The sequence below is a fragment of the Sorangium sp. So ce176 genome (assembly GCF_051519835.1).
GTDB lineage: Bacteria > Myxococcota_A > Polyangia > Polyangiales > Polyangiaceae > Sorangium > Sorangium cellulosum_G.
Map to the genome: position 1 here is coordinate 7,689,578 of NZ_CP150371.1, position 21,266 is coordinate 7,710,843.

16 protein-coding genes are annotated in these 21,266 nt (G+C 71.3%); 7 read left to right on the forward strand and 9 right to left on the reverse strand.

The window, feature by feature from the left end:
• On the reverse strand, positions 1-786 hold the full coding sequence (locus WMF42_RS28755; RefSeq protein WP_061612855.1) for an aldo/keto reductase: 786 nt from the start codon (positions 784-786) through the stop codon (positions 1-3).
• A 20-nt stretch (positions 787-806) separates the two neighbouring features.
• On the reverse strand, positions 807-1,730 hold the full coding sequence (locus tag WMF42_RS28760) for a GNAT family N-acetyltransferase (protein ID WP_437686107.1): 924 nt from the start codon (positions 1,728-1,730) through the stop codon (positions 807-809).
• A 201-nt stretch (positions 1,731-1,931) separates the two neighbouring features.
• On the opposite strand from WMF42_RS28760, the gene WMF42_RS28765 reads away from it, so the two are divergent.
• Positions 1,932-3,710, forward strand: coding sequence for an SUMF1/EgtB/PvdO family nonheme iron enzyme (locus tag WMF42_RS28765; RefSeq protein ID WP_437686109.1), 1,779 nt, complete (start codon positions 1,932-1,934; stop codon positions 3,708-3,710).
• A gap of 88 nt (positions 3,711-3,798) precedes the next feature.
• Positions 3,799-4,638 carry an ABC transporter ATP-binding protein gene (locus WMF42_RS28770; RefSeq protein ID WP_199694405.1) on the forward strand — a complete coding sequence of 280 codons (840 nt, stop codon included), beginning with the start codon at positions 3,799-3,801 and terminating at the stop codon, positions 4,636-4,638.
• Between the two features lie 55 nt (positions 4,639-4,693).
• Here WMF42_RS28770 and WMF42_RS28775 read toward each other — a convergent pair whose 3' ends face one another.
• Positions 4,694-5,038 carry a DUF5615 family PIN-like protein gene (locus WMF42_RS28775; protein ID WP_437686112.1) on the reverse strand — a complete coding sequence of 115 codons (345 nt, stop codon included), beginning with the start codon at positions 5,036-5,038 and terminating at the stop codon, positions 4,694-4,696.
• 2 nt (positions 5,039-5,040) lie between these two features.
• The gene (locus WMF42_RS28780) at positions 5,041-5,373 is read right to left on the reverse strand and encodes a DUF433 domain-containing protein (protein ID WP_437686114.1); all 333 of its coding nucleotides are present in this window, start codon (positions 5,371-5,373) and stop codon (positions 5,041-5,043) included.
• A 354-nt stretch (positions 5,374-5,727) separates the two neighbouring features.
• On the opposite strand from WMF42_RS28780, the gene WMF42_RS28785 reads away from it, so the two are divergent.
• Both WMF42_RS28785 and WMF42_RS28790 read left to right on the forward strand, forming a co-directional pair.
• Entirely contained in the window at positions 5,728-8,970 is a 3,243-nt protein-coding gene (locus WMF42_RS28785) for an FG-GAP-like repeat-containing protein (RefSeq protein ID WP_437686116.1), read from the forward strand.
• 173 nt (positions 8,971-9,143) lie between these two features.
• Complete coding sequence (locus WMF42_RS28790; RefSeq protein WP_437686118.1) at positions 9,144-11,072, forward strand: ABC-F family ATP-binding cassette domain-containing protein; 1,929 nt, start codon at positions 9,144-9,146, stop codon at positions 11,070-11,072.
• Here the strand turns inward: WMF42_RS28790 and WMF42_RS28795 are convergent, their stop codons facing one another.
• Entirely contained in the window at positions 11,073-13,238 is a 2,166-nt protein-coding gene (locus tag WMF42_RS28795; protein WP_061611751.1) for a catalase, read from the reverse strand.
• A 218-nt stretch (positions 13,239-13,456) separates the two neighbouring features.
• Between WMF42_RS28795 and WMF42_RS28800 the strand changes: the two genes are divergently transcribed.
• Positions 13,457-14,230, forward strand: coding sequence for a hypothetical protein (locus tag WMF42_RS28800; protein WP_061611752.1), 774 nt, complete (start codon positions 13,457-13,459; stop codon positions 14,228-14,230).
• A 117-nt stretch (positions 14,231-14,347) separates the two neighbouring features.
• Here WMF42_RS28800 and WMF42_RS28805 read toward each other — a convergent pair whose 3' ends face one another.
• The 3 genes from WMF42_RS28805 to WMF42_RS28815 all read right to left on the reverse strand — a co-directional run bounded on the left by WMF42_RS28805 (position 14,348) and on the right by WMF42_RS28815 (position 18,013).
• Positions 14,348-15,448 (reverse strand): sugar ABC transporter permease, encoded by a 1,101-nt coding sequence (locus WMF42_RS28805; protein ID WP_061611753.1) that lies wholly within the window; start codon positions 15,446-15,448, stop codon positions 14,348-14,350.
• The gene (locus WMF42_RS28810) at positions 15,445-16,968 is read right to left on the reverse strand and encodes a sugar ABC transporter ATP-binding protein (protein WP_061611754.1); all 1,524 of its coding nucleotides are present in this window, start codon (positions 16,966-16,968) and stop codon (positions 15,445-15,447) included. The genes WMF42_RS28805 and WMF42_RS28810 overlap by 4 nt, the downstream gene beginning before the upstream one ends.
• Before the next feature lie 190 nt (positions 16,969-17,158).
• Positions 17,159-18,013, reverse strand: a complete 855-nt coding sequence (locus WMF42_RS28815) for a hypothetical protein (RefSeq protein ID WP_437686122.1) — start codon at positions 18,011-18,013, stop codon at positions 17,159-17,161.
• A 327-nt stretch (positions 18,014-18,340) separates the two neighbouring features.
• Here WMF42_RS28815 and WMF42_RS28820 point away from each other — a divergent pair, with 327 nt between their 5' ends.
• Positions 18,341-19,099, forward strand: a complete 759-nt coding sequence (locus WMF42_RS28820) for a hypothetical protein (protein WP_437686124.1) — start codon at positions 18,341-18,343, stop codon at positions 19,097-19,099.
• Between the two features lie 2 nt (positions 19,100-19,101).
• Complete coding sequence (locus tag WMF42_RS28825; RefSeq protein ID WP_437686126.1) at positions 19,102-20,271, forward strand: zinc-dependent alcohol dehydrogenase; 1,170 nt, start codon at positions 19,102-19,104, stop codon at positions 20,269-20,271.
• A 67-nt stretch (positions 20,272-20,338) separates the two neighbouring features.
• Here the strand turns inward: WMF42_RS28825 and WMF42_RS28830 are convergent, their stop codons facing one another.
• Positions 20,339-21,022: a DUF4142 domain-containing protein gene (locus WMF42_RS28830; protein ID WP_061611757.1), complete on the reverse strand. Its 684-nt coding sequence runs from the start codon at positions 21,020-21,022 to the stop codon at positions 20,339-20,341.
• Positions 21,023-21,266 lie beyond the last annotated feature (244 nt).

Genomic DNA, 21,266 nt, shown 5'->3' on the forward strand with positions numbered 1-21,266 from the left:
TCATCCGTGCACCGCCCGCCCGAACTCCCGCATCCACGCCTCCTCGTCCGCGGTGAGCGGCCCCCTCGCGAGCGCGTCGAGGTTCTCCTCGATCTCGGCGCGGCTCTTCGGCCCCGAGAGCGCGAGATCCACGTGCGGGCTCGAGAGCTGGAATCGATAGCAGTCGCCCGCCGTCATCGCCGGGCGCTCCCAGCCCTTCGGCTTCTTCAGGAGCCGCCGCCACGCCGTCGCCGTGTAGGCGAGGACGCTCGGCCGCGCGTCGCGCACGTGCGGGAAGATGTCCCGCTCCGCCCCGGGGTGCGCGGCGTTGTAGCGGATCATGAGCAGGTCGAGCGGCGAGGAGCCCGCGAGCTCGCCCGCCCGCGGGCGGTCGTGGATGCTCACGCCGAGCGCGCGCACCTTGCCGCTCTCGCGCAGGTGCAAGAGCTCGCGCTCCGTCGCGCTCGTCCACGCCGATCCGACGCCGAGCCAGCCGAGCAGGTACACGTCGAGGTGATCGGTCCCGAGCTCCCGCAGGAGCTTCTCGGCCCCCCTGCGCACGCCCCAGCCGAACCAGCCGACCTGCGCGACGCCGACAACCGCCACGCTGTCGCGGCGCCGCGCCAGCGCCTCGCGCAGCGGATTGCGGAGGCCGCCGGCGCGCAGGGTCCAGAAGAAGAGGTTGACGCCGCGATCCATCGCCGCGCGCACGCCGTCCTCGTCGATGCCGTAGTTCGCCGCGAGGCCGAGCCGGAAGATGCGCTTGCCGCGGAGCGCTGTCGGCGCGCGGTGGAGCCAGTCGTCCATGCGGCGGATCCTACACCACCTCAGTCGATGTCGTCGTACGCGCGGTAGAGCACGCCCGGGATGCGCGGCGCGCGCACGTCGAAGCCGAAGCTGTTGTCGACCGCCTCGAAGAGCTCGATCGCGCGCGCGAGCCCCTCGGGCTCGCCGGCGCAGGGAGCGCCGCGGCGCGCGCGCCGGCGGTCTCCCGCGCGGAGGAGCGGGAAGCCGCGCGCGGCCAGGGCGACGGCGAACGTCCCGGGGCCGAGGCGCGCCACGTCGGGGCGCTCGCCGCGATAGGCCTCCATCCGGGGCGACTCCACCCATCCGAGCCGATCGCCGTCGCGCGAGGCGCGGATGAGGTGCTCCTTCCGGCCGTCGACGACGACGCCGAACGTGGCCTCGCTGTCGCCGATCTCGATGTCGTGCGCGGGCAGCCCGCGGCGCCACGTGAACTCGAGCGCGTGCGCCCAGCCGGCGACCCACATGCGCAGGCCGAGATAGAACCGCACCGCGCGCTGCCACGTCCACGGGGTCAGCACGCGCAGCCCCGGCGCCCCGTGGGCGCGCGCGACGCCGTCCGCGCGGCGGAGCGCGGCGCCCGCGACGCCGCGCCCCCGGTGGGCGGGCAGCACGTAGAGGCTCGACACCTCCAGCTGCGCTCCCCCGAGCGCGCCCGTCGACAGCGCGATCGTCCCGACCCGACAGCCCTCCTGCGTGAGCCAGTACGGGACCACATAGCGCGCGCCCGCGTGAGGCGCGCCGAGCTGCACGCCGTCGCGCGTCGCCCTCACCTCCCACGTGGCGCGGAGCTCGGCGCCGCGCGCCGCCGGATCGACGCGCTCGGAGAAGCGGCCTTCGACGAGCGACGCGAGCTCGCAATCCGTCCACAGGCGCGCCTCGGCGTCGTCCATCGCCAGCGGCTCGATCGCGCCCTCCGCGACGAGCACAGCGTGAATCGCGCGCATGCGCCGCTCTGCGTCGTCGTCCCCCACCGGCCGTGAGCGCGACAGTACCACGGGCGAGCCCATCGAGCGCCGCGCCCGCCGCGCAGGAGCGCCGCGCCCGCCGCGCAGGAGCGCGACGCCAGCGCGCTCGCGGGCCCGCGGGCGCGCCGCACATTCGCCGCCCACGGCCGCCCCGACATGTGCGAGACTCCCCGGCGACCGATGGGCCAGGACACCTCTCTCCGGTGCGCCGGCTGCAGCGCTCCGCTCCCGGAGAACGCCCGCTTCTGCCCCTCGTGCGGCCAGCTCGTCACCGACCCTGGCCCCGGCTACGCCGCGACAGCGTTCCCCGCGACGCAGCTCGGCGCCGCGGGGCTGCCGCCGCCCTCTCTGCCGCTGCCGCCCGTGCGGCTCCTGCCCGGCACGGAGATCAGCGTCTACCGCATCGAGTCGACCCTGGGCGAGGGCGGCATGGGCGTCGTCTACCGCGCCCGCGACCGCGCGCGCGAGCGCGTCGTGGCCGTCAAATGCCTGCACTCGAACCTCTGCGGCAACCCCGAGATCCGGCGGCGGTTCGCGCGGGAAGCGCGGGTGCTCCGCTCCTGGAGCCACGAGAACGTGGTCTCCGTCTACGACTTCGTCGAGCGCGATCACCTGCTCGCGATCGTCATGGAGTACGTCGAGGGGTCGACGCTGGTGCGGCACCTCGAGCGGTGGCGCGGGCGCATCCCGTTCCAGGAGATCCGCGCGCTGTTCGGCGGGGTCCTCGACGCCATGGATGACGGGCACCGGATGGGCATCATCCACCGCGACCTCAAGCCCGACAACATCCTCGTCACGACCGGCAAGGACGGGCTGATGCCGAAGATCGTCGACTTCGGCATCGCCAAGATCCTCGAGGGGACGACCTACACGCTGAGCGGCGCGTTCCTCGGGACCTGCTGTTACATGTCGCCCGAGCAGGTGAAGAGCCCTCACGCCGCGGACCCGCGATCGGACATCTACTCTCTCGGCGTGACGCTCTACAAGCTGTCGACAGGGCAGGTGCCGTTCGACAGCCCCAACCACTTCGCCGTGATGATGGCCCACGTCGCCGACCCGCCGGCGCCCCCGTCGTCGCTCCGCCCCGACCTCCCGCCGGCCCTCGACCGGCTCATCCTGGACGCGCTCGCGAAGGATCCGGCCGGGAGGCCGGCGTCGTGCGCGGAGTTCCGGGCGCGGCTCGACGAGGCGCTCGCGGCGTTCTCGCCCTCCCCGGCGCGCCCCACGTCCGACGCGCGCGAGCTCGCGCCGACGGTCCGCGAGAAGACAGGCGAGCAGATGATCCTCGTCCCCGGCGGGCCGTTCCTGAGCGGGCAGCAGCGCAGGAGGGTCCATGTCGACGCCTTCTACATGGATCGCACGCCGGTCACGAACCGGCAGTTCAAGGCGTTCGTCGACGTGACGGGGTATCGCCCCGACGACGCCGACGCGAGCCGGTTCCTCTCCCATTTCAGGCGGGGCGAGATCCCCGCGGGCCTCGAGGACCACCCGGTCGTGTACGTGTCGTGGGACGACGCGCGGGCCTACGCCAACTGGGCCGGCAAGCGCCTGCCGACCGAGGCCGAGTGGGAGAAGGCAGCGCGCGGCACCGACGGCCGCAAATACCCCTGGGGGCGCGCCGAGCCGGGGCTGACGCGCGCGAACCACGACAACCGCGAGGGCGGGACGGTGCCCGTCGGCTCGCTGCCGGGGGGCGCCTCGCCCTACGGCATCCTGGACCTCGCCGGGAACGTCTGGGAGTGGTGCGAGGACTACGACGATCCGCACTTCTACGCGGACGGTCCCACCCACAACCCGCGCAACACCCGGCCTCCGGACCGGCCGCTGCTCGTGATGCGCGGCGGCTCGTGGATGTACGGCGCGCAGTCGCTCCGCACCTGGGCGCGCACGAGCTTCGAGGCGCACTACCGCTTCGCCGACGGCGGCTTCCGCTGCGTGCGCACGGCGTCGTCGAGCTGATCGGCGCCGGCGGCGCGGGCGCGGGCGCGCGGGCGGCTCACGAACGCCTGGCCAACCCGGGGCGGCGCGGATAGAACGGCCGGCGCAGATGAAGAAGGCCACGGCGAGCGGAGGCGTCCGCGTGCGGCTGACCGGCGTACGGCGCGTCTTCCCCGTGCTCGACGACGCGGGCCGCGCGCAGGGCGGCGGCGCCGCCGGCGTGGTCGCGCTCGACGGCATCGACCTCGACATCGCGCCGGGCGCGTTCGTCGCGCTGCTCGGGCCATCGGGGTGCGGCAAATCGACGTTGCTGCGCCTCGTCGCCGGCCTGGACCGCGCCGACGCCGGCGCCGCGGTCGTCGAGGCCGAGGAGGGGTCGGGCGGCGCGATCGGGGCGCGCGCGCGCGCGCGCGCCCCGATTGCGTACGTCTTCCAGGACGCGCACCTCCTGCCCTGGCGGAGCGTCCTCGAGAACGCCGCCCTGCCGCTCGAGCTCGCCGGGGCGCCGCTCGAGGAGCGCCACGCCGCGGCGCGGGCCGCGCTCCTCCAGGTCGGGCTCGACGACGCGGGCGCGCGCTATCCGGCCGAGCTCTCCGGCGGCATGCGCATGCGCGTGTCGCTGGCCCGCGCGATGATCACGCGCCCGCGGCTGCTCCTGCTCGACGAGCCGTTCGCCGCGCTCGACGAGCTCACCAGGGTCCGGCTCGACGATCAGCTCCGCGCCCTGTGGGCCGAGCTCGGCATGACCGTGCTCTTCGTGACCCACTCGATCACCGAGGCCGCCTACCTCGCCGAGCGCGCCGTCGTGCTGTCCCCGCGGCCGGCGCGCGTCGTCGCCGACCGCACGCTGCTGCTGCCGGACGAGCGGACGGCCGCGCTGCGCACCGAGCCGGCGTTCGCGCGCGAGGTGCGCGCGCTGCAGGAGGCGCTGGAGAGCGGCGGGGCGTGAGGCGCGGAGGTCCGGGCGGTCCCGCGCCCCTCACAGCACGGCCGTCGCGCTGGCTTCACGGGTGCCAGGGTCGGTTGACCCGGACGAGCTGCCCTGCGAGCGACGGCAGCGACGCTATCGCCTCGTGGATACGCGAGATGTGACGATCGGTGTCCGGATCCTCGGTGCAGACGACGATGCCGGCGTGGTTGGCGCTCTGCCGATGGAGGCGGATGAAGTCCCGGCGGTTCAGCGTGAGCACGGCGCGCTCCGAGCGCGTCGCGAACTCGAGCACCATCTCGTCAGGTATGGCCTGTCCTGCATTCCCTGCCTCCTGCGTCGTGAGCACGTCGTGCCCCAGGGCCCGGAGCCCCTCCACGACCTGACGTAGGAAGTTCTCGTTCGCATGAAACGAGGCCATCCTCAGGCGTCCTCGTTCTCCTGGATGGACCTCTCGATCTCCTCGGAATGCGCGTCGACGTAAGGCCAGGCGTTCACCAGATCCGCGGCGCGGAGGGTCGGAAAGTTGTCCAGGATCCGGGCCTCGCTCCAGCCCAGGCGGCGATACCGCTCAAGCGTCCACACGGGAATGCGGGTGCGCACGATGCACGCGTCTCCGCCGCAGACGCCCGGCCTCTTCTCGACGCCGGCAAACGCACGTGTGATGGAGGGGAACAGCGTGCGTGCGAGCTGCGCCTTCTCGGCATCGCTGAGCCGCGCGAGCTCGTGCTCGAGGTCCTGCAGGGTCACCCTCATGCGCGGAAGCGTAGCGCGAAGGAAGCCTGCCCGCTGCGCTCGCCGCTCCAGGGCGCGTCGCGGCCGCTCCCGTCCCCGATCGAGCTGCCTCCTGGGGACATCCACCTCCTCGAGCGCCGCCGCCTCGCCCCGAACCACGGACGCGAACGCGCCGACCGTACGGCGCACCGCGCCAGCGCGGCGCCCGCTGAGCCCGTCCCCTGCCCGCCGGTCCCGCGCGGCACCCGCGGCCCCTTCCCCGCGCCGCTGACCTCCGCCGCGCGCGACGCCCATCGTGCGCAGAGCTCCCACTCCGCGCACGATGCCGCGCGCGAACGCGCTTCCCTGGCGACAGCGCGCCCGTACAATCGCCTCATGCCCATGCGCCCCCGGCGGTTGCTTCCCCTCGCGCTTCCTTCGTTGTTGCTCGCTGCAGCGGCCTGCAGCAATCCGGAGATCGTGACGCCCCCAGGCGAGGGCGGCGGAGGCGGGGACGGCGGCAGCACCAGCGAGAGCACCGGGGTGTTCGTCGGCTCGACGGTCGGCTCGGGCGGCGCGGGCGGCGAGAGCGGCTGTGAGGGCGTCGACTGCCGGCCGGACCAGCGCTGTGAGCTGCAGGACGGACAGGCCGCCTGCGTCGACAACACATGCGACGACCTCTCGTGCGGACCGACCGAGGAATGCCAGACGACCGCAGAAGGGGGCGCCATCTGCGTCGATATCGGCTGCCGCAGCGATCTCCAGTGTCCCATCGACAGGTATTGCAACGGCACCGTCTGCGTCGCCGACGCCTGCACCGCCGGCGAGCGCGCCTGCGACGGCGACAGCCTCCTCCTGTGCGTCTCGAACGGCAGCGCCACGCGCGAGCTCTTCACGTGCGGCGGAGAGGCCTACTACGAGAGCACGTGCACCGACGACGGCATGGGCAGCGCCAGCTGCCCCTGCGAGGACGACTGGGACTGCCCCACCTACGCCTCGTGCGAGGTCGGCACCTGCTCCGGCACCGGCGACGCGCCCACGTGCCTGCTGGAGCCGGAGCCGTTCGCGAACGTCCTGCCGCAGATCGAGATCCAGTGGGGAGGGCAGAACCGCGCCAACTCGAGCGCCGCCGACAGCCCCTTCCCGACCTCGGCGCAGAACGTCATGACGCCGCTCGTCGCCAACCTCGACGACGACAACGGCGACGGGCGCATCAACGAGCTCGACTTCCCCGAGATCATCTTCACGACGTTCTGCGGCTCGACGTACTCCAACAGCGGGGTCCTCCGCGCTATCCACGGCGGCGGCCCCGACAAGGGGCGCAACTACTTCGCGGTGCTCGGCACGCAGCTCTGGAAAGAGGGCGATCCCCTCGACGTGGCCTACCGCTGCGGCGACGCGACGCTCATGCCGACCGCCGCGCTGGCCGTCGGCGATCTCGACGCCGACGGCGTGCCGGAGATCGTGGCGATCACCGAGTCATCCGGGCTCCAGATCTTCAGCAACACCGGCGAGACCCGGCTCCTCGCGAACAACCTCTGGACCGGTTACAACGAGCCGGCGCCGTCGATCGCCAACATCGACGGCGAGGGGCTGCCGGAGATCGTGGTCGGGGCGAACGTGTTCACGCTCCACATCGACAGGATGACCCGGGTGCTCTCGATCGTTGACCAGTTCAAGGGCAACCTGATGCAGGGGATCCAGGGGAGCCCCACGAACCCGGCCAACCGGCTCGGCCCCATCACGTGCATCGCGAACCTCAGGGACGACCACCGGCTGGAGATCGTGGCGGGCAGCACCGCGTACGCCCTCCCCCGCCCGCCCCCCGGCGTGACGAGGAGGGCCGAGTGCGCACCTCCCTACGACGACCCGGAGGCGACGGCGTTCTGCAACGGGGAGCTCCTCGTGGCCTGGGACGGGCAGACAGCGAACCAGCTGGGCACGGTCCAGATCCCGAACGAAAGGCGCGACGGGTTCTGCGCCGTGGCCGACGTCCTCGGGGTCGACAAAGCCGCCGCGCCGGGCCCGAACAACCCGCTCGACCAGGAGCCGGAGGTGATCCTGTTCAACGACGGGTACTTCTACGTGCTCGACGGGAAGGACGGCACGATCCTGCGCCACACGGTGATGGGCACGGGCGCCACGCGCGACGGCGGGGCGCCGAACGTGGACGACTTCGACGGCGACGGCTTCCCCGAGATCGGCACGGCGTTCGGCCTCCGCTATGTGATGCTCGACCTCCAGGAGCCCACCGCGGCGTGCCCCGCGTGGCCCAACCCGCTCAACGACGCCGGCACGGGGCTGGCCAACCCCCCGCGCACGCCGAACGGGCTGCCGTGCGATACCGACGAGGACTGCGGCGCCCCGGGCGCCGCGACGTGCAACCAGCAGGCGCACACCTGCGTCTGCTACCACAACGGCTGGCAGCGCGAGACCGAGGACAACTCCAGCCGCGCCACCGGATCGAGCGTGTTCGACTTCAACGGCGACGGGGCCGCCGAGGTCATCTACAACGACGAGTGCTACTTCCGCATCTACGACGGCGTGGCCGGCGGCGTCCTGTTCAAGGAGCACTCCCCGAGCCGCACCCGGTCCGAGTACCCGATCGTCGCCGACGTCGACAACGACGGCAACGCGGAGATCGTGTTCGCCACCTCCAACGAGTCCACCTTCTGCTCGGCGGGCACCGACTACAACAACGGCCTCGAGGTCTGGGGCGCGCAGAACGACCTCTGGGTCTCCGCCCGCCGCATCTGGAACCAGCACAGCTACCACGTGACGAACGTGCTCGAGAGCGGCGGCATCCCCACGCGCGAGCCCGAGAGCTGGAAGACGTACGGCGGCCGCGCCTACAACACCTACCGCTCGAACCCGCGGTCGTACGGGATCGCGCCGGACCTCGCGCTGAGCGGCATCCAGGTCTCGTCGCCCGACGCGGCCTGCGGCGAGCTCACCGAGAACGTCCACATCACGGTGCGCGTCGACAACCTCGGCGACCTCCGCGTGGGCCCCGGCGTCGTCGTCGGCTTCTACGGCGAGTGGGACTCCCCGGCCGCCGACGAGCCGCTCTACGACGCGGAGCTCGCCCCGCTCCAGGCGGTCCTCCAGACAAGCATCGAGCCGCACAGCTCGCTGCTCCTCACGGTGAGCTACAGCGCCACGAACAACGCGCAGGGGACGCTGCCCGCCCGCGTGCGCGCGGTCGTCGACGAGAGCGGCATCGAGCGCGAGTGCAAGGAGGGCAACAACGAGCTCACGTTGCCGCTCGACGCCGGCAGCGCGCTGCCCGACCTCCAGATCGAGATCGGCCGGGTGACCGACGCGAAGTGCCAAATGCAGCAGGTCGACGTCCCGACGACGATCCTCAACGCGGGCTCCGCGCCGGCCAGCGACGTGCGCGTCCGCTACTACGCCGGCGATCCGGGCCAGGGCGGGACGGCGCTCCACGAGGAGGTCGTCCCGGGGCCGATCGCGCCGGGAGAGAGCGTGGACCTCACCCCCACCCTCGGCGACTTCCCGTGGAACCTCTCGATCCTGATCTACGGCGTTGTCGACCCCGACGGCGCGATCGACGAGTGCAACGACGGGAACAACAGGGACGCCGCCTCGGACAAGGTCGAGTGCCAGCGCATCCAGTGACGCGCCGGCGACGGCCCTGACGCCGCCGCCGCGCACGAACGCCGGCGCCCGTCGGGGGCGCCGGTGCTATGTCTGTCCGCCGCGCCGCCCCCGGGCGCCGGCGCGCCGCCTCCCGCCGCCGCGCCGCCTCCCGGGCGCCGCCGCGCCGCGCGACAAGAGCCCCCCACAGCGCCATGCTCGGAACATCGAACCTCGCGAAATCCTTCGGTGATCGGACCCTCTTCGAGCGCGTCTCGCTCAAGCTGAACGCGGGCTCCCGCTACGGCCTCGTGGGCGCCAACGGCTCGGGCAAGACCACCTTCCTCAAGATCGTTGCCGGCGACGAGCCGGCGACCGAGGGGAACGTCAGCATCCCCAAGGACGCCCGCGTGGGCGTGCTCCGGCAGGACCGGTTCCTCAGCGACGACCAGATCATCCTGGATCTCGCGATGATGGGCGATCGCGTCGTGTGGGAGGCGCTCGTCGAGTCGCGCCGCCTCGCCGAGGACGGCGGCGGCGGCGATCCCGGCCGGGTCGCCGACCTGGAGGACCGCATCCGCGCCCACGACGGCTACACGCTGGAGGCGCGCGCGAGCGCCGTCCTCGAGGGGCTCGGCATCCCGGTGGAGGCGCACCGGCGGCCGCTCTCCACGCTGTCGGGCGGCTTCAAGCTGCGCGTGCTCCTCGCGCAGGTGCTCCTCGGCGGCTCGGACGTGCTGCTGCTCGACGAGCCCACGAACCACCTCGACATCCTCTCGATCCGCTGGCTCGAGAAGTTCCTCGCCGGCTACAAGGGCTGCGCTGTCGTCATCTCCCACGACCAGCGCTTCCTCGACAACGTCGCGACGCACATCCTCGACGTCGACTACGAGACGATCACGCTCTACACGGGCAACTACGCCGCCTTCGTCGTCGAGAAGCAGGCGATCCGCGAGCGCAAGCAGGCCGAGATCGCGCGCGCGGAGAAGATCATCGCCGACAAGCGGGCGTTCGTGGAGCGGTTCGGCGCCAAGGCGACCAAGGCGCGCCAGGCGCAGAGCCGGCTCAAGCAGATCGAGAAGATCGAGGTCGAGGAGCTCGCCGACACGTCGCGGCGCACGCCGGCGTTCCGGTTCGCCGTCCAGCGGCCGAGCGGGCGCGACGTGCTCGAGGCGCGGGGGATCTCGAAGGCGTACGGCGCGAAGCAGGTGCTGCGCGACGTGTCGCTGTCGGTGCGGCGGGGCGAGCGGGTCGCTGTCATCGGGCCGAACGGGCTCGGCAAGTCGACCCTGCTCAAGATCCTCGTGGGCCGGCTGCAGGCCGACGCCGGCGGCGCGTCGTGGGGGCACGAGGCCCGCGTGGGCTACTTCGCGCAGGACCACCGCGAGCTGCTCGTCGACGGGTCGATGACGCCGCTCTCCTTCCTCTGGGCGGCGTGCCCCGACGAGTCGCCGAGCTACGTCCGCGGCCAGCTCGGCAAGGCGCTGTTCTCGGGCGACGAGGTGGAGAAGAGCGTCGGCTCGCTCTCCGGCGGCGAGGCGGCGCGGCTCATCTTCTGCCGGATCATCGTGGAGCGGCCCAACGTGCTCGTGCTCGACGAGCCGACGAACCACCTCGATCTCGAGGCGATCCACGGGCTCGTCGAGGGGCTCAAGGCGTTCGAGGGGACGGTGATCTTCGTCTCGCACGATCGCTTCTTCGTGTCCGAGCTGGCGACGCGCATCCTCGAGGTCACGCCGACGGGCCCGCGCGATTTCCCCGGCACGTACGAGGAGTACCTGGCCGGCTGCGGCGACGATCACCTCGACGCCGACACGGTGGTGCTCAGGGCGAAGCGCGAGCACCAGCGGGCGGCGGCGGCGCCGGAGGCGGGCGGCTCCTGGGAGGAGCAGAAGCGGCGGCGCAACCGGCAGAAGGAGCTGCCGGCGCGGCGCGACAAGGTGCTCGCGGCCATCGAGGCGGCGGAGGCGCGGAAGAAGGCGATCCACGACCTGTACTGCAGCGACGGGTTCTTCGAGCGCACGAGCAAGGCGGAGATCGCGGCGCTCAATGCCGAGGAGGAGGCGCTCGGCCCGAAGATCGACGCGCTCATGGCGGAGTGGGAGCAGCTCGAGCAGGAGATCGCGGAGCTCGGGGCGCCCTAGCTAGATCTGCGCGACGTCCTCGCGATCCCAGTGGCGGTGCTGCGCGATCGCCCGGAGCAGCTCGTGGCTGAACGGCACGAGCCCCGCGGGGTCGCGCAGCGTGACGACGCCCTTGTCGGAGACGAGCGGCCCTGCGCCCGACGCGCCGGCCAGCGCCACGCCCTGGAGGGGCGACGACGAGAGGAGCGCCACGCCGTCGCCCGTCGCCCCGATCGCCTTGCAATGCTTGAAGGCCTCGTTGACGAACTGGACGGCCTCGCCCGTCGCCGCGAGCGCCTCGACGCTGGCGCGCCCGCCGGGGACGTAGACAGCGTCGAACATGACGGACCTCGCCGTGAGCAGCGACCTCTCCGCCTCCACCGCGCTGCCGTCATCGCCGTGGATCGTCCCGAGGCGCGTCGACACCACCTGCGCGTGCGCCCCGGCCGCCTCGAGCGCCGCCTTCACCGCCGCGAGCTCGGCGGCGCTGAACCCGTCGGCCGCGAGCACGGCGACGAGCCGGCTCTTCACCGTGTCCTTCACCGTGTTCTCCATGCTGAGCGCCGGCGAGGCGCCCACCGAGCGCTTGCCCGTCGCCGTGCCCTTCGAGGGCACCTGGGGCTGGCCCGCGGGCGCGGCGACGCCGATCGCCTCGGCCACCAGCCTGCCGAGGTCGGCGTCGACCTCGCCGAGCCGCGCGACCATGCGCTCGCGGATTTCCCGCGTCGCGACTTTGCCGAGCTCGAAGCGCGCGGCGCGGATCAGGTGCTTCTTCTCGGGCGCCGAGAGGCTGTTCCAGAAGAGCCTCGCCTGGGTGATGTGATCCTTGAAGGTGTCGCTCCGCAGGCGCGCCTTCAGCCCGAGGACCCGCTCGGCGTGGTGCACGAAGGCGCCCGACTCCCACGACGCCGTCATCGGACAGCCGCCTGCGAGCGAGTTCGGCAGGTAGTGCGCCCGACCCTGCTTGATCCGCTGCTGCATGAAGCCGTCCTGGTTCTGGTTGTGCACCGGAGCCAGCGGGCGGTTGATCGGGATCTGCGGGAAGTTCGGGCCGCCGAGCCGCAAGAGCTGGGTGTCGAGGTACGAGAAGTTCCGGACGTGGAGCAGCGGATCATCGGTGAAGTCGATCCCGGGCACGATGTTCGCCGTGTGGAACGCGACCTGCTCGGTCTCGGCGAAGAAGTTGTCCGGGTTGCGGTTCAGCGTCAGCTTGCCGATGCGGCGCACCGGCACGAGCTCCTCGGGCACGATCTTCGTCGCGTCGAGCAGATCGAAGTCGAAGGCGAACTCGTCCTCTTCCTCGATGATCTGCACGCCGAGCTCGTACTCGGGGTGATCCCCCCGCTCGATCGCGTCCCAGAGGTCGCGGCGGTGGTAGTCCGGGTCCCTGCCGGCGAGCTCCTGCGCCTCGTCCCAGACGTGGGAGTGCACGCCGAGCAGCGGCTTCCAGTGCAGCTTGACGAAGCGCGATTTGCCCTGCGCGTTGACGAAGCGGAAGGTGTGGACGCCGAAGCCCTCCATCATGCGGAAGCTCCGCGGGATCGCGCGATCCGAGAGCACCCACATGATCATGTGGGTCGACTCCGGCATCAGCGAGATGAAGTCCCAGAACGTGTCGTGCGCGGAGGAGGCCTGCGGGATCTCCCGGTCCGGCTCCGGCTTGATCGCGTGGATGACGTCGGGGAACTTGATGCCGTCCTGAATGAAGAAGACCGGGATGTTGTTGCCGACGAGGTCGAAATTCCCCTCGGGCGTGTAGAACTTCGTCGCGAAGCCGCGCACGTCGCGGACCGTATCCGCCGATCCGCGCGAGCCGACAACGGTGGAGAACCGCACGAAGACAGGCGTCCTGACGCTCGGATCCTGCAGGAACGCCGCCCTCGTGTACTCGGCCATCGACTCGTAGACCTGGAAGTACCCGTGCGCCCCCGACCCGCGCGCGTGGACGACGCGCTCCGGGATGCGCTCATGATCGAAGTGCGTAATTTTCTCGCGCAGGTGAAAATCCTCGAGGAGCGTCGGCCCCCTGGCCCCTGCCTTGAGCGAGTCGTCGGTGCTGTCGATCCGGATGCCCTGGTCGGTCGAGAGGACCGTGCCGGTCAGGTCCTCGCGGTGAGGTTCCAGGCTATCGATCTTGCTGTGCGCGCTGATCCCCGGGCTCCCGCCCTTCTTGCCTTGTTCGGCCATGCGTCCTCCCCATCTTCCTGCCCGATCTCGCCGTGCGCAGGTGGCGATTGGATGCGTGGAGGGGGCGCGCGTCGCGGGACTCCGACCGAAAATCTGGATAAGCTCGGCGCATGCGCACCGCAGCGGCCGCCCTCGCGGCCCTCGCCCTAACGCTCTCCGTCAGCCCACGCGCCCGCGCCGAGTCGGCATGGGCGGACAAGGGCGTCTGGGCAAGATCGATGACGAACCGGATGTCCGGCGAGGTCGATGTGCTCAGTCGGAAAGGGTACCTCGACCAGTACGGGCAAATCGCGCGGGCCCTTGTCAGCGTCGTGAGCCTCGGCGGTCAGGTCGCGCTCGCGGAGGGAGCTTACGTCGAGGCCTGGCTCCCGCTCGTCCTCGGACAGGCTCCCATGCTGAAACACGGCCAGAGCACCAGGGACACCCGATCGGTGTTCCTGGTGGGCAATCTGACGGCCGGCGGCCACCTCGCCAGGAAGCTGCTCCCCGAGCTCGTCGTGTATGCCGGGGCGTCGATGTCTCTGCCGCTCACCTGGGGGGCCAACGCGCGGGAGCTCGAGGTCGCGGACGTGGCCCTGTTGACGCGAGCGTTCTTCGATACGCACCGGACCTTCCTGAACCACCTGCCGCTGCGCCTACGCGGCGGCGCCGAGATGCAGTTCAAGGAGATCGTCGAGCTCCGCACCGAGCTCGCGGCCTCGCTCGCGCTCTCGCTCGGCAGCGACTCGACCGAGCTTGTCGTGGAGCAAGGCAACGAGCTGCAGCTTGGATACCAGGGGTTCGGCGTCGGGCTGCGGGTCCAGGAGGCGTTTCTCCTCACCGAGCCGGACATGGCGCAGGTCGCGCTGGAGCCCTTCGTGAACTGGGATATGTCGACCTTCGAGCTCTTCACGCGGGTCGGGATCCTCATCCCGATCGATGAGCCCATGGGCTTCGGGTTGGGCGAGCACGGCATGACCACCCTCCGCATCAACTCGGGCATGAAGTTCTAGGCGCGCACAAAGCGCCGAGGACGCCAGGAGAAGCGATCTCCCTGGCGTCCTCGGGGGCCCCGGCGGCTCAGCTCCTCGTCGGAGCACCGCCATGGACTCTGTCCAGCGGACGACGCCTCAGTGGCCTCGCCCCTTGCGGCTCGCCATGTCGATGCCGACGGCGAGGATGAGGATGATGCCCTTGATGATCGGCTGCCAGAAGCTCTCGGTGTTCATCAGGCTCATGCCGTTGTCGAGCGAGGCCATCACCAGCGCGCCGAGCAGGGCGCCCCAGATCGTGCCCTGACCGCCGAGGAGCGACGTGCCGCCGATGACGGCGGCGGCGATGGCGTCGAGCTCCATCATGCGGCCGGCGTCCGACGTCGCGGAGCCGACGCGGGCGGTGAGGACGATGCCCGCGATGCCCGCCATCACGCCCATCAGCGTGAACACGGCGATGAGGTGACGATCGATGTTGATGCCGGAGTAGAAGGCCGCCTCGCGGTTGCCGCCGATCGCGTAGAGGTGCCGGCCGAACGCTGTGTGCTTCGCCAGCACCGTGAACGCGGCCGCGAGCACGAGCACGAGGAGCACAGGGAACGGGACACCCTGGTACGCGTTCATCAGGGCGGCGAAGGCGATCGTGAACACGGCGAGCCCTATCCACGGGAGGCGCGCCGGGCCGGTCGCGCGCACGGCCTTGTAGAGCAGCACCACGCAGAGGAGCCCGGCGCCCGCCCAGCCGAGCGCGTGCGGCACGTACGCCTGACCGACGAACAGATAAGGACGCGCCGGCGAGACGGACACGCCGCCCGTGGTGCCGAGGATCGCGCCCTGGAATATCAGCATCCCGCCGAGCGTGACGATGAACGGTGGAATGCGCAGGCGCGCCACGAGCGCGCCCTGCACGAAGCCGAGCACCGCGCCGAGCACGAGCGGCAAGAGGAACGCGGCAGGGAGCGGCCAGCCGAGGTTCACGTAGATCATCGCCGACGCGGCGCCGAGCAGGCCGGCCAGCGCGCCGACCGAGAGATCGATCTGGCCCGCGACGATGACCATCACCATGCCGACGGCCAGGATCGAGGTCACCGACATCTGCCGCGCGAGCAGCGTCAGGTTGCGCGGCGTCACGAACGTCCCGTCCGTCGTGATCGAGAAGGCGACCCAGATCGCGATGAGGGAGCCCACCATCGAGAGGGCACGCCAGGGGATACGCACGCGAAGCTTGGCCTCGCTCATTCCGTCACCTTCCTCGTTGCTGCGGCCATCACGCGCTCGGCCGTGGCGTCCTGCCGATCAAGACAGGCGGTCATCCTTCCCTGGGTGAGGACCAGCACGCGGTGGCTCATGCCGAGCAGCTCCGGCAGATCGGAGGAGACGAGCACGACCGCCAGCCCGTCCGCCGCGAGCTTGTGGATGAGCTGATAGATCTCCGCCTTCGCGCCGACGTCGATCCCCCGCGTCGGCTCGTCGAGCAGGAGCACGCGCGGCCCCGTCATCAGCCATTTGCCGATCACGATCTTCTGCTGATTGCCGCCAGAGAGCTGGTTCGCGAGGGCGAGCGGCCCCGGCGCCTTCGTCCTGAGCGCCCTCATCTGCTCGATCGCCGTGGCCTCCCGCTCGGCGTGATCGAGGAAGAGCCCCTTCACGAACCGCCGCAGGGTCGCGAGCGTGACGTTGTCGAGCAGCGTCCCCTCGAGGACGAGGCCGTACCGCTTGCGATCCTCGCTGACGAGCGCGATGCCCGCGGCGATCGCCTGCGAGGGCGACGTGAACGGCGTCGTGGCGGGCCCGCCGCGCACCGAGAGCGAGCCCGTGACGCGGCTCGTGGCCGCGCCGAAGAGCGTCGAGACCAGCGCGGTGCGCCCGGCGCCCATGAGGCCGCCGATGCCCAGCACCTCGCCGGCGCGCACCTGGAAGCTCACGTCTCGAAGGACGAACCGGCCGGGGTGCCCGGCGTCCTCGACCGACCAGCGCTCGACCGAGAGCGCGACCGGGCCGTCCGGCGGCGGCGGGCAGGGATAGAGGTTCGTCACCTCCCGGCCGACCATGTACGAGATGACCTTGTCGGGCGTGAGCTCGGCCCTCGACTGCGTCGTGATCGACTTGCCGTCCCGGAGCACCGTGATGCGGTCGGCGATCTCGAAGACCTCCTCGAGACGGTGGCTGATGTAGATGCAGGAGACGCCGCGGGCGCGCAGGTCGTCGAGCAGGCGGAGCAGCGTCCTCACGCCGGAGTCGGTGAGCGCCGCCGTGGGCTCGTCGAGGACGAGGATCTTCGCGTCCTTGAGCAGCGCCTTCGCGATCTCGACCATCTGCTGCTGGCCGATGCCGAGGTCCTTGATCGGGCGCTCCGGGTCGACGTCGAGCCCAACGCGCTCGAGCGCCTTGCGCGCCTCGGTCCGCACCGCGTCCCAGTCGATGAGCCCCCCGCGGACCGGCTCGCGCCCGAGCATCAGGTTCTCGGCGATCGTGAGCTCGGGGACGAGCGCGAGCTCCTGCGCGATCAGCGCGATCCGGTGCTCCTCGGCGCTGCGCATGCTGCTGAACTCGACGACACGGCCGTTCAGGCGGATCTCGCCGCCGTACGTGCCGGCCGGGTAGTAGCCGCACAGGGTCTTGATGAGGGTGCTCTTGCCTGCGCCGTTCTCGCCGCAGAGGGCGTGTATCTCGCCCTCCCGGAGGTCGAACGACACACCGTCGAGGGCCTTCACGCCCGGGAACTGCTTCGTTATCGATGCGAGCTCGAGGAGAGACATTTGCGTGGGAGCGGGTGCGACGCGCGGCCACGTTTACCCGGGGCGCGCCCGAGATGCAAGCACTTATTTCGTGGGGGCAGACACGGGCCGCGCGGCCCGGGCCGTGGCCGGGGCTGGCCGGGAGACGCGGCAGGCGCAGAGTGGATGAGGGCCCTCGGCGCGAGGGCCCCGGGAGGAGGCGCGGGGGCGCTCAGTTGTAGAAGGCGAGATCGTCGATGTAGACGTCGAACTCGGGGTCGTCGACGCCGACCTGGAACTGGATCGAGTAGAGCTTCGACGCGTCGATCGCGGTCGTGCCCGCCGGAGTACCCCAGCCGCCCTGCTTCAGGTCCGCGAAGGGAATGGTGAACTGCTGCCACTCCGCGGTGAGGGGGAGCGACTTTTGCCACTTGTCGCACTCGTCCGTGCAGACACCGCCCTCCGGATCCGTACCCGGGTCCGAGATCATGACGGTCGCGCTCGTGGTGCCCTTGGCCCAGAGCGTGATGCCCGTGTACGCCGAGGCGTCATACGCCGCCTTGGCCCCCTCGGGGCTGTTCAGATCGAAGCCGAAGCCGGCGCCCCACGTCGTGAAGCCGGACCCCCACGAGCGCGCCGCGTAGGTGCTCTGCCCGCGCGCCGGCGCCAGCTCCGTCATCGTGAACGGCGTCTCGCCGGTGCCCTCCGGATCGGGCGGAGGCTGCTGCGTGGCGCCCTCCGTCTCGTCATTGAAGGTGTACCAGTACCCGACCCGGCCGCCGGCGGCGTTGATGGCGTTGTCGTTGTCCTCCATGTCGTCGATCATCTCGAGCGACTGCGGGCCACCGCCCGTGCCCGTCGTCGCGGAGGTCGTCGAGGCCGACGTCGAGGAGGTCGTGGTGGTGGGGTCCGTCGTCCCCGAGGAGGCCGACGTCGCGTCCCCGGTGCCCGTTGTGGCGCCGCTGGCGGTGCCGCCGCCCGCGCCCCCGGATCCCTCGTTGCCGTCGTCGCCGCAGGCCGCGAACGCCGCAATCGCCAGACCACAGAGCACCAGGTTCAAGCCATGCAGGAAAATTCTATTCTTCATACGTTCGTATCTCCGTATGTACACGTAGGCTAATCAGGAGTCGCCTTATGCCGGACATCATGTGATTGAAGCTGAAGAGCGTCCTGGCGCGCCGAGTATCGCCTGGAAGTTCAGTCATCGCAACCTTCTTCTCTCCTCACTGCAATCCACCTTGCTCCTCGAGCGCCGCGGAGCGCGCTTTCGCGGTGAAGTCCTGGTTGTGGTCGCCCGCAGCGACGATGGAGCGCGCGGAGCGTCGTTGGACGTGAGCGGCTGGACCATCGTGAGTGGCCGTCTGATTGCAATACGCCTTCGCGGGCACTCGGGACGAGGCTCGAAGGAGGAAAGATGGGAAGAGCGAAGGCTGTCCAGCGCGCGCGCGCGGCCGCGCAGCGGGGGGAGCAGGCCACGCAGCGGGGGGAGCAGGCCGCGGACCGGGCGCGGGGCGGGAGCGAGGGCGCGCCCCCGGCGCCGCGGGAGGCGGCCTCGCCGGGAGGGCAGGTGTCCGCGGCAGGGCAGCGCGCGGCGTGCGCGCCGCTGCCGGCGAGCAGAGGCGTCGCGCGGCGGCTCTGGAGCCGCGTGGAGACGGCGGCCTACCGCGTCTACGGGCGGATCACCGGGCTGTCCGAGGAGCGGCCGGCGCTCGGGGCCGAGATCGCGGCGCCGGTGCTGCGGGCGCTCGGGGTGCCGGAGCCGCGGGTCGCGAGCAGCCTCACGGTGAGCAGGCCGCGCGCGGCGGTGCTGCGCGCGCTGCACGACGCCGAGGGCGTCCGGCGCTTCACGCAGGGTGTCGGGAGCGTGGAGATGGGCGCGGGCGAGGGAGACGCCGCGATCTGGGCGGCGGGCCCGGGCGGGCGCGCGCGGGGGAGGACAGGGCTCGTGTCGCTCGTGGGCGCGCCGGGAGAGCGGGGCACGGAGATCAAGGCCGTGTTGCCGGGCGTGCGGCCGAGAGGGGCCATCGCGCGCGCGGCCGCCAGGCTGATGGCGGAGCTGCCCAGGCGGCGGCTTCGGGGGGACATGCGGCGGCTGAGGCAATGGATCGAGATCGGCGAGATCCCGACGACGGTGGGGCAACCGTCCGGCCGGACAGGCCGTGAAAGGACGTGACCATGCGAGCGATCTGCTGGAACGGGGTGAATGACGTCGTCGCGGAGTCGGTGCCCGAGCCGAGGATCCTCAGCCCGCAGGACGCGATCGTCCGCGTCTCGCTCTCGTCTGTCTGCGGCTCGGACCTGCACCTGCTCCACGGGTACGTCCCGACCATGAAGGCGGGCGACATCCTCGGGCACGAGTTCCTCGGCGAGGTCGTGGAGACAGGCGCCGACGTGAAGAAGGTCCGGCGGGGCGACCGGGTCGTTGTGTCGTCGATCATCGGGTGTGGACAATGCGTGTATTGTCAGAGCGAGCTGTGGTCGCTCTGCGACAACTCGAACCCGCACCACGCGGTGGAGGATCGGGTGTTCGGGGACACGACGGCGGCGATCTTCGGCTACTCGCACGCGTTCGGCGGGTTCGCGGGGAGCCACGCGGAGTACGTGCGCGTGCCGTTCGCGGATCACGGCGCGTTCAAGGTGCCTGACGGGGTGCGCGACGAGAGCGCGCTGTTCGCGTCCGACGCGCTCACGACGGGCTACATGGGGGCCGAGCTCTGCGATATCCGCCCGGGCCAGGTCGTGGCCGTGTGGGGGTGCGGCGGCGTGGGTCAGATGGCGATCAAGAGCGCCTATCTCCTCGGCGCCGAGCGCGTCATCGCGATCGACCGGATCCCGGATCGCCTGGCGATGGCGAAGGCGCACGGCGGGGCCGACGTCCTGAATCGCGACGAGGTCGACGTGCTGGAGGCGCTCGGCGAGATGACGGGCGGGCGCGGACCCGACGCCTGCATCGACGCGGTGGGCATGGAGGCCGACGGCGCGGGCCTGCAGCACGCGGTCGACCGGGTGAAGCAGGCGATGCGGCTGCAGAACGACCGGCCGCTCGTGCTGCGCGAGGCGATCATGGCGTGCCGCAAGGGAGGTACGGTGTCGATCATCGGCGTCTATTCCGGGTTCGCCGACAAGATCCCGCTCGGCGCGCTCATGAACAAGGGGCTCATCGTGAGGACAGGCCAGCAGCACGGGCCGCGGTACATCCCGAGGATGCTCGATCTCATGCAGCGGGGGGGCATCGATCCGTCGTACCTCGTGACGCACAGGATGTGCCTGGACGACGGGCCGCGAGGATACAGGCTGTTCGAGGAGCGCGCGCAGGGGTGCATGCGGGCTGTGTTCGCCCCCTGAGGCGCCCGACCCCCGGCGAGCTCCCTCGCCGGGGACCTGCGGTGGTGGGGGGGTGGACCGGGGCGCGCTAGCGGCCTTGCTCGGAGGCGGTCTGCTGCTTGGCCAGGGAGGCCTGGATCGACCGCGCGCGCGCCAGGTGGGTGACCACCTCGCCGCGCATGCGCTGGAGCTCCTGCTTCAGGGACTCATTCCTCGCCTTCGGGATGAGCTGCTCGTCCAGCATCCGGAGGGTGTAGCGGTGCGTCATCACCTGCGTGGCCATGAACGCCTGGTCGAACTCCCTGGCTGGCCGGCGGCGGAGGTAGGCGGCGACAAGAGAGGAATGACCGACGAGCATCGAGCTCACCCGCGTCGGCTCCATCTTGATCCGGAGACGCACGAGGAGCGCGCCCAGACGGCGCTCCGACTGGCTGTGGGACTCCAGCATCTCCCGCGCGAAGTCCTTGACCTCGCGCGACCGCGCCTGCCTGCGCCCGATCATCGCCTGGGTGATCTCGAGCTGGTTCGAGGCCGAGATCACCGCCGCGAGCGCGCCGTCCGAACCCTGGATTTGCGGGCGCTGCGGGCGCGTCTGCTGCTGGCCCACCTGCTGCTGACTCACCTGCTGCTGGCTCACCTGCTGCTGCGGAGAGAGCTGCGCGCGCTGCTGGGCGTAGCCGCCCCGGCCAGACGCGTGCGCAGAGCTGCCAACGACGCTCGCGGCGAGCGCGGCGAGCACCGCGAGGCGATGCTTGAAATGATGGCGCATCATGGGTGTTTCCCTTCCCTGGTTTCCGCGGAGCGATTCACGGAGGAATCCATGGATGCCCGCGGATCACTACGTCGGAGCTGTTAAGCAATCGGCGGACCCGCTCTCGACGGAATCGGCGGGACCGCGCTGCTCATCTCGGCGCGCGACGAGGCGCGAGGAGGGCAGTCGCCGCGCACCCGGGCGGACCGGCGGCGCGGCGCCTCAGGGCCTCGCGTCAAGGGCCGACGCCTCCCCGTCGGGCGCA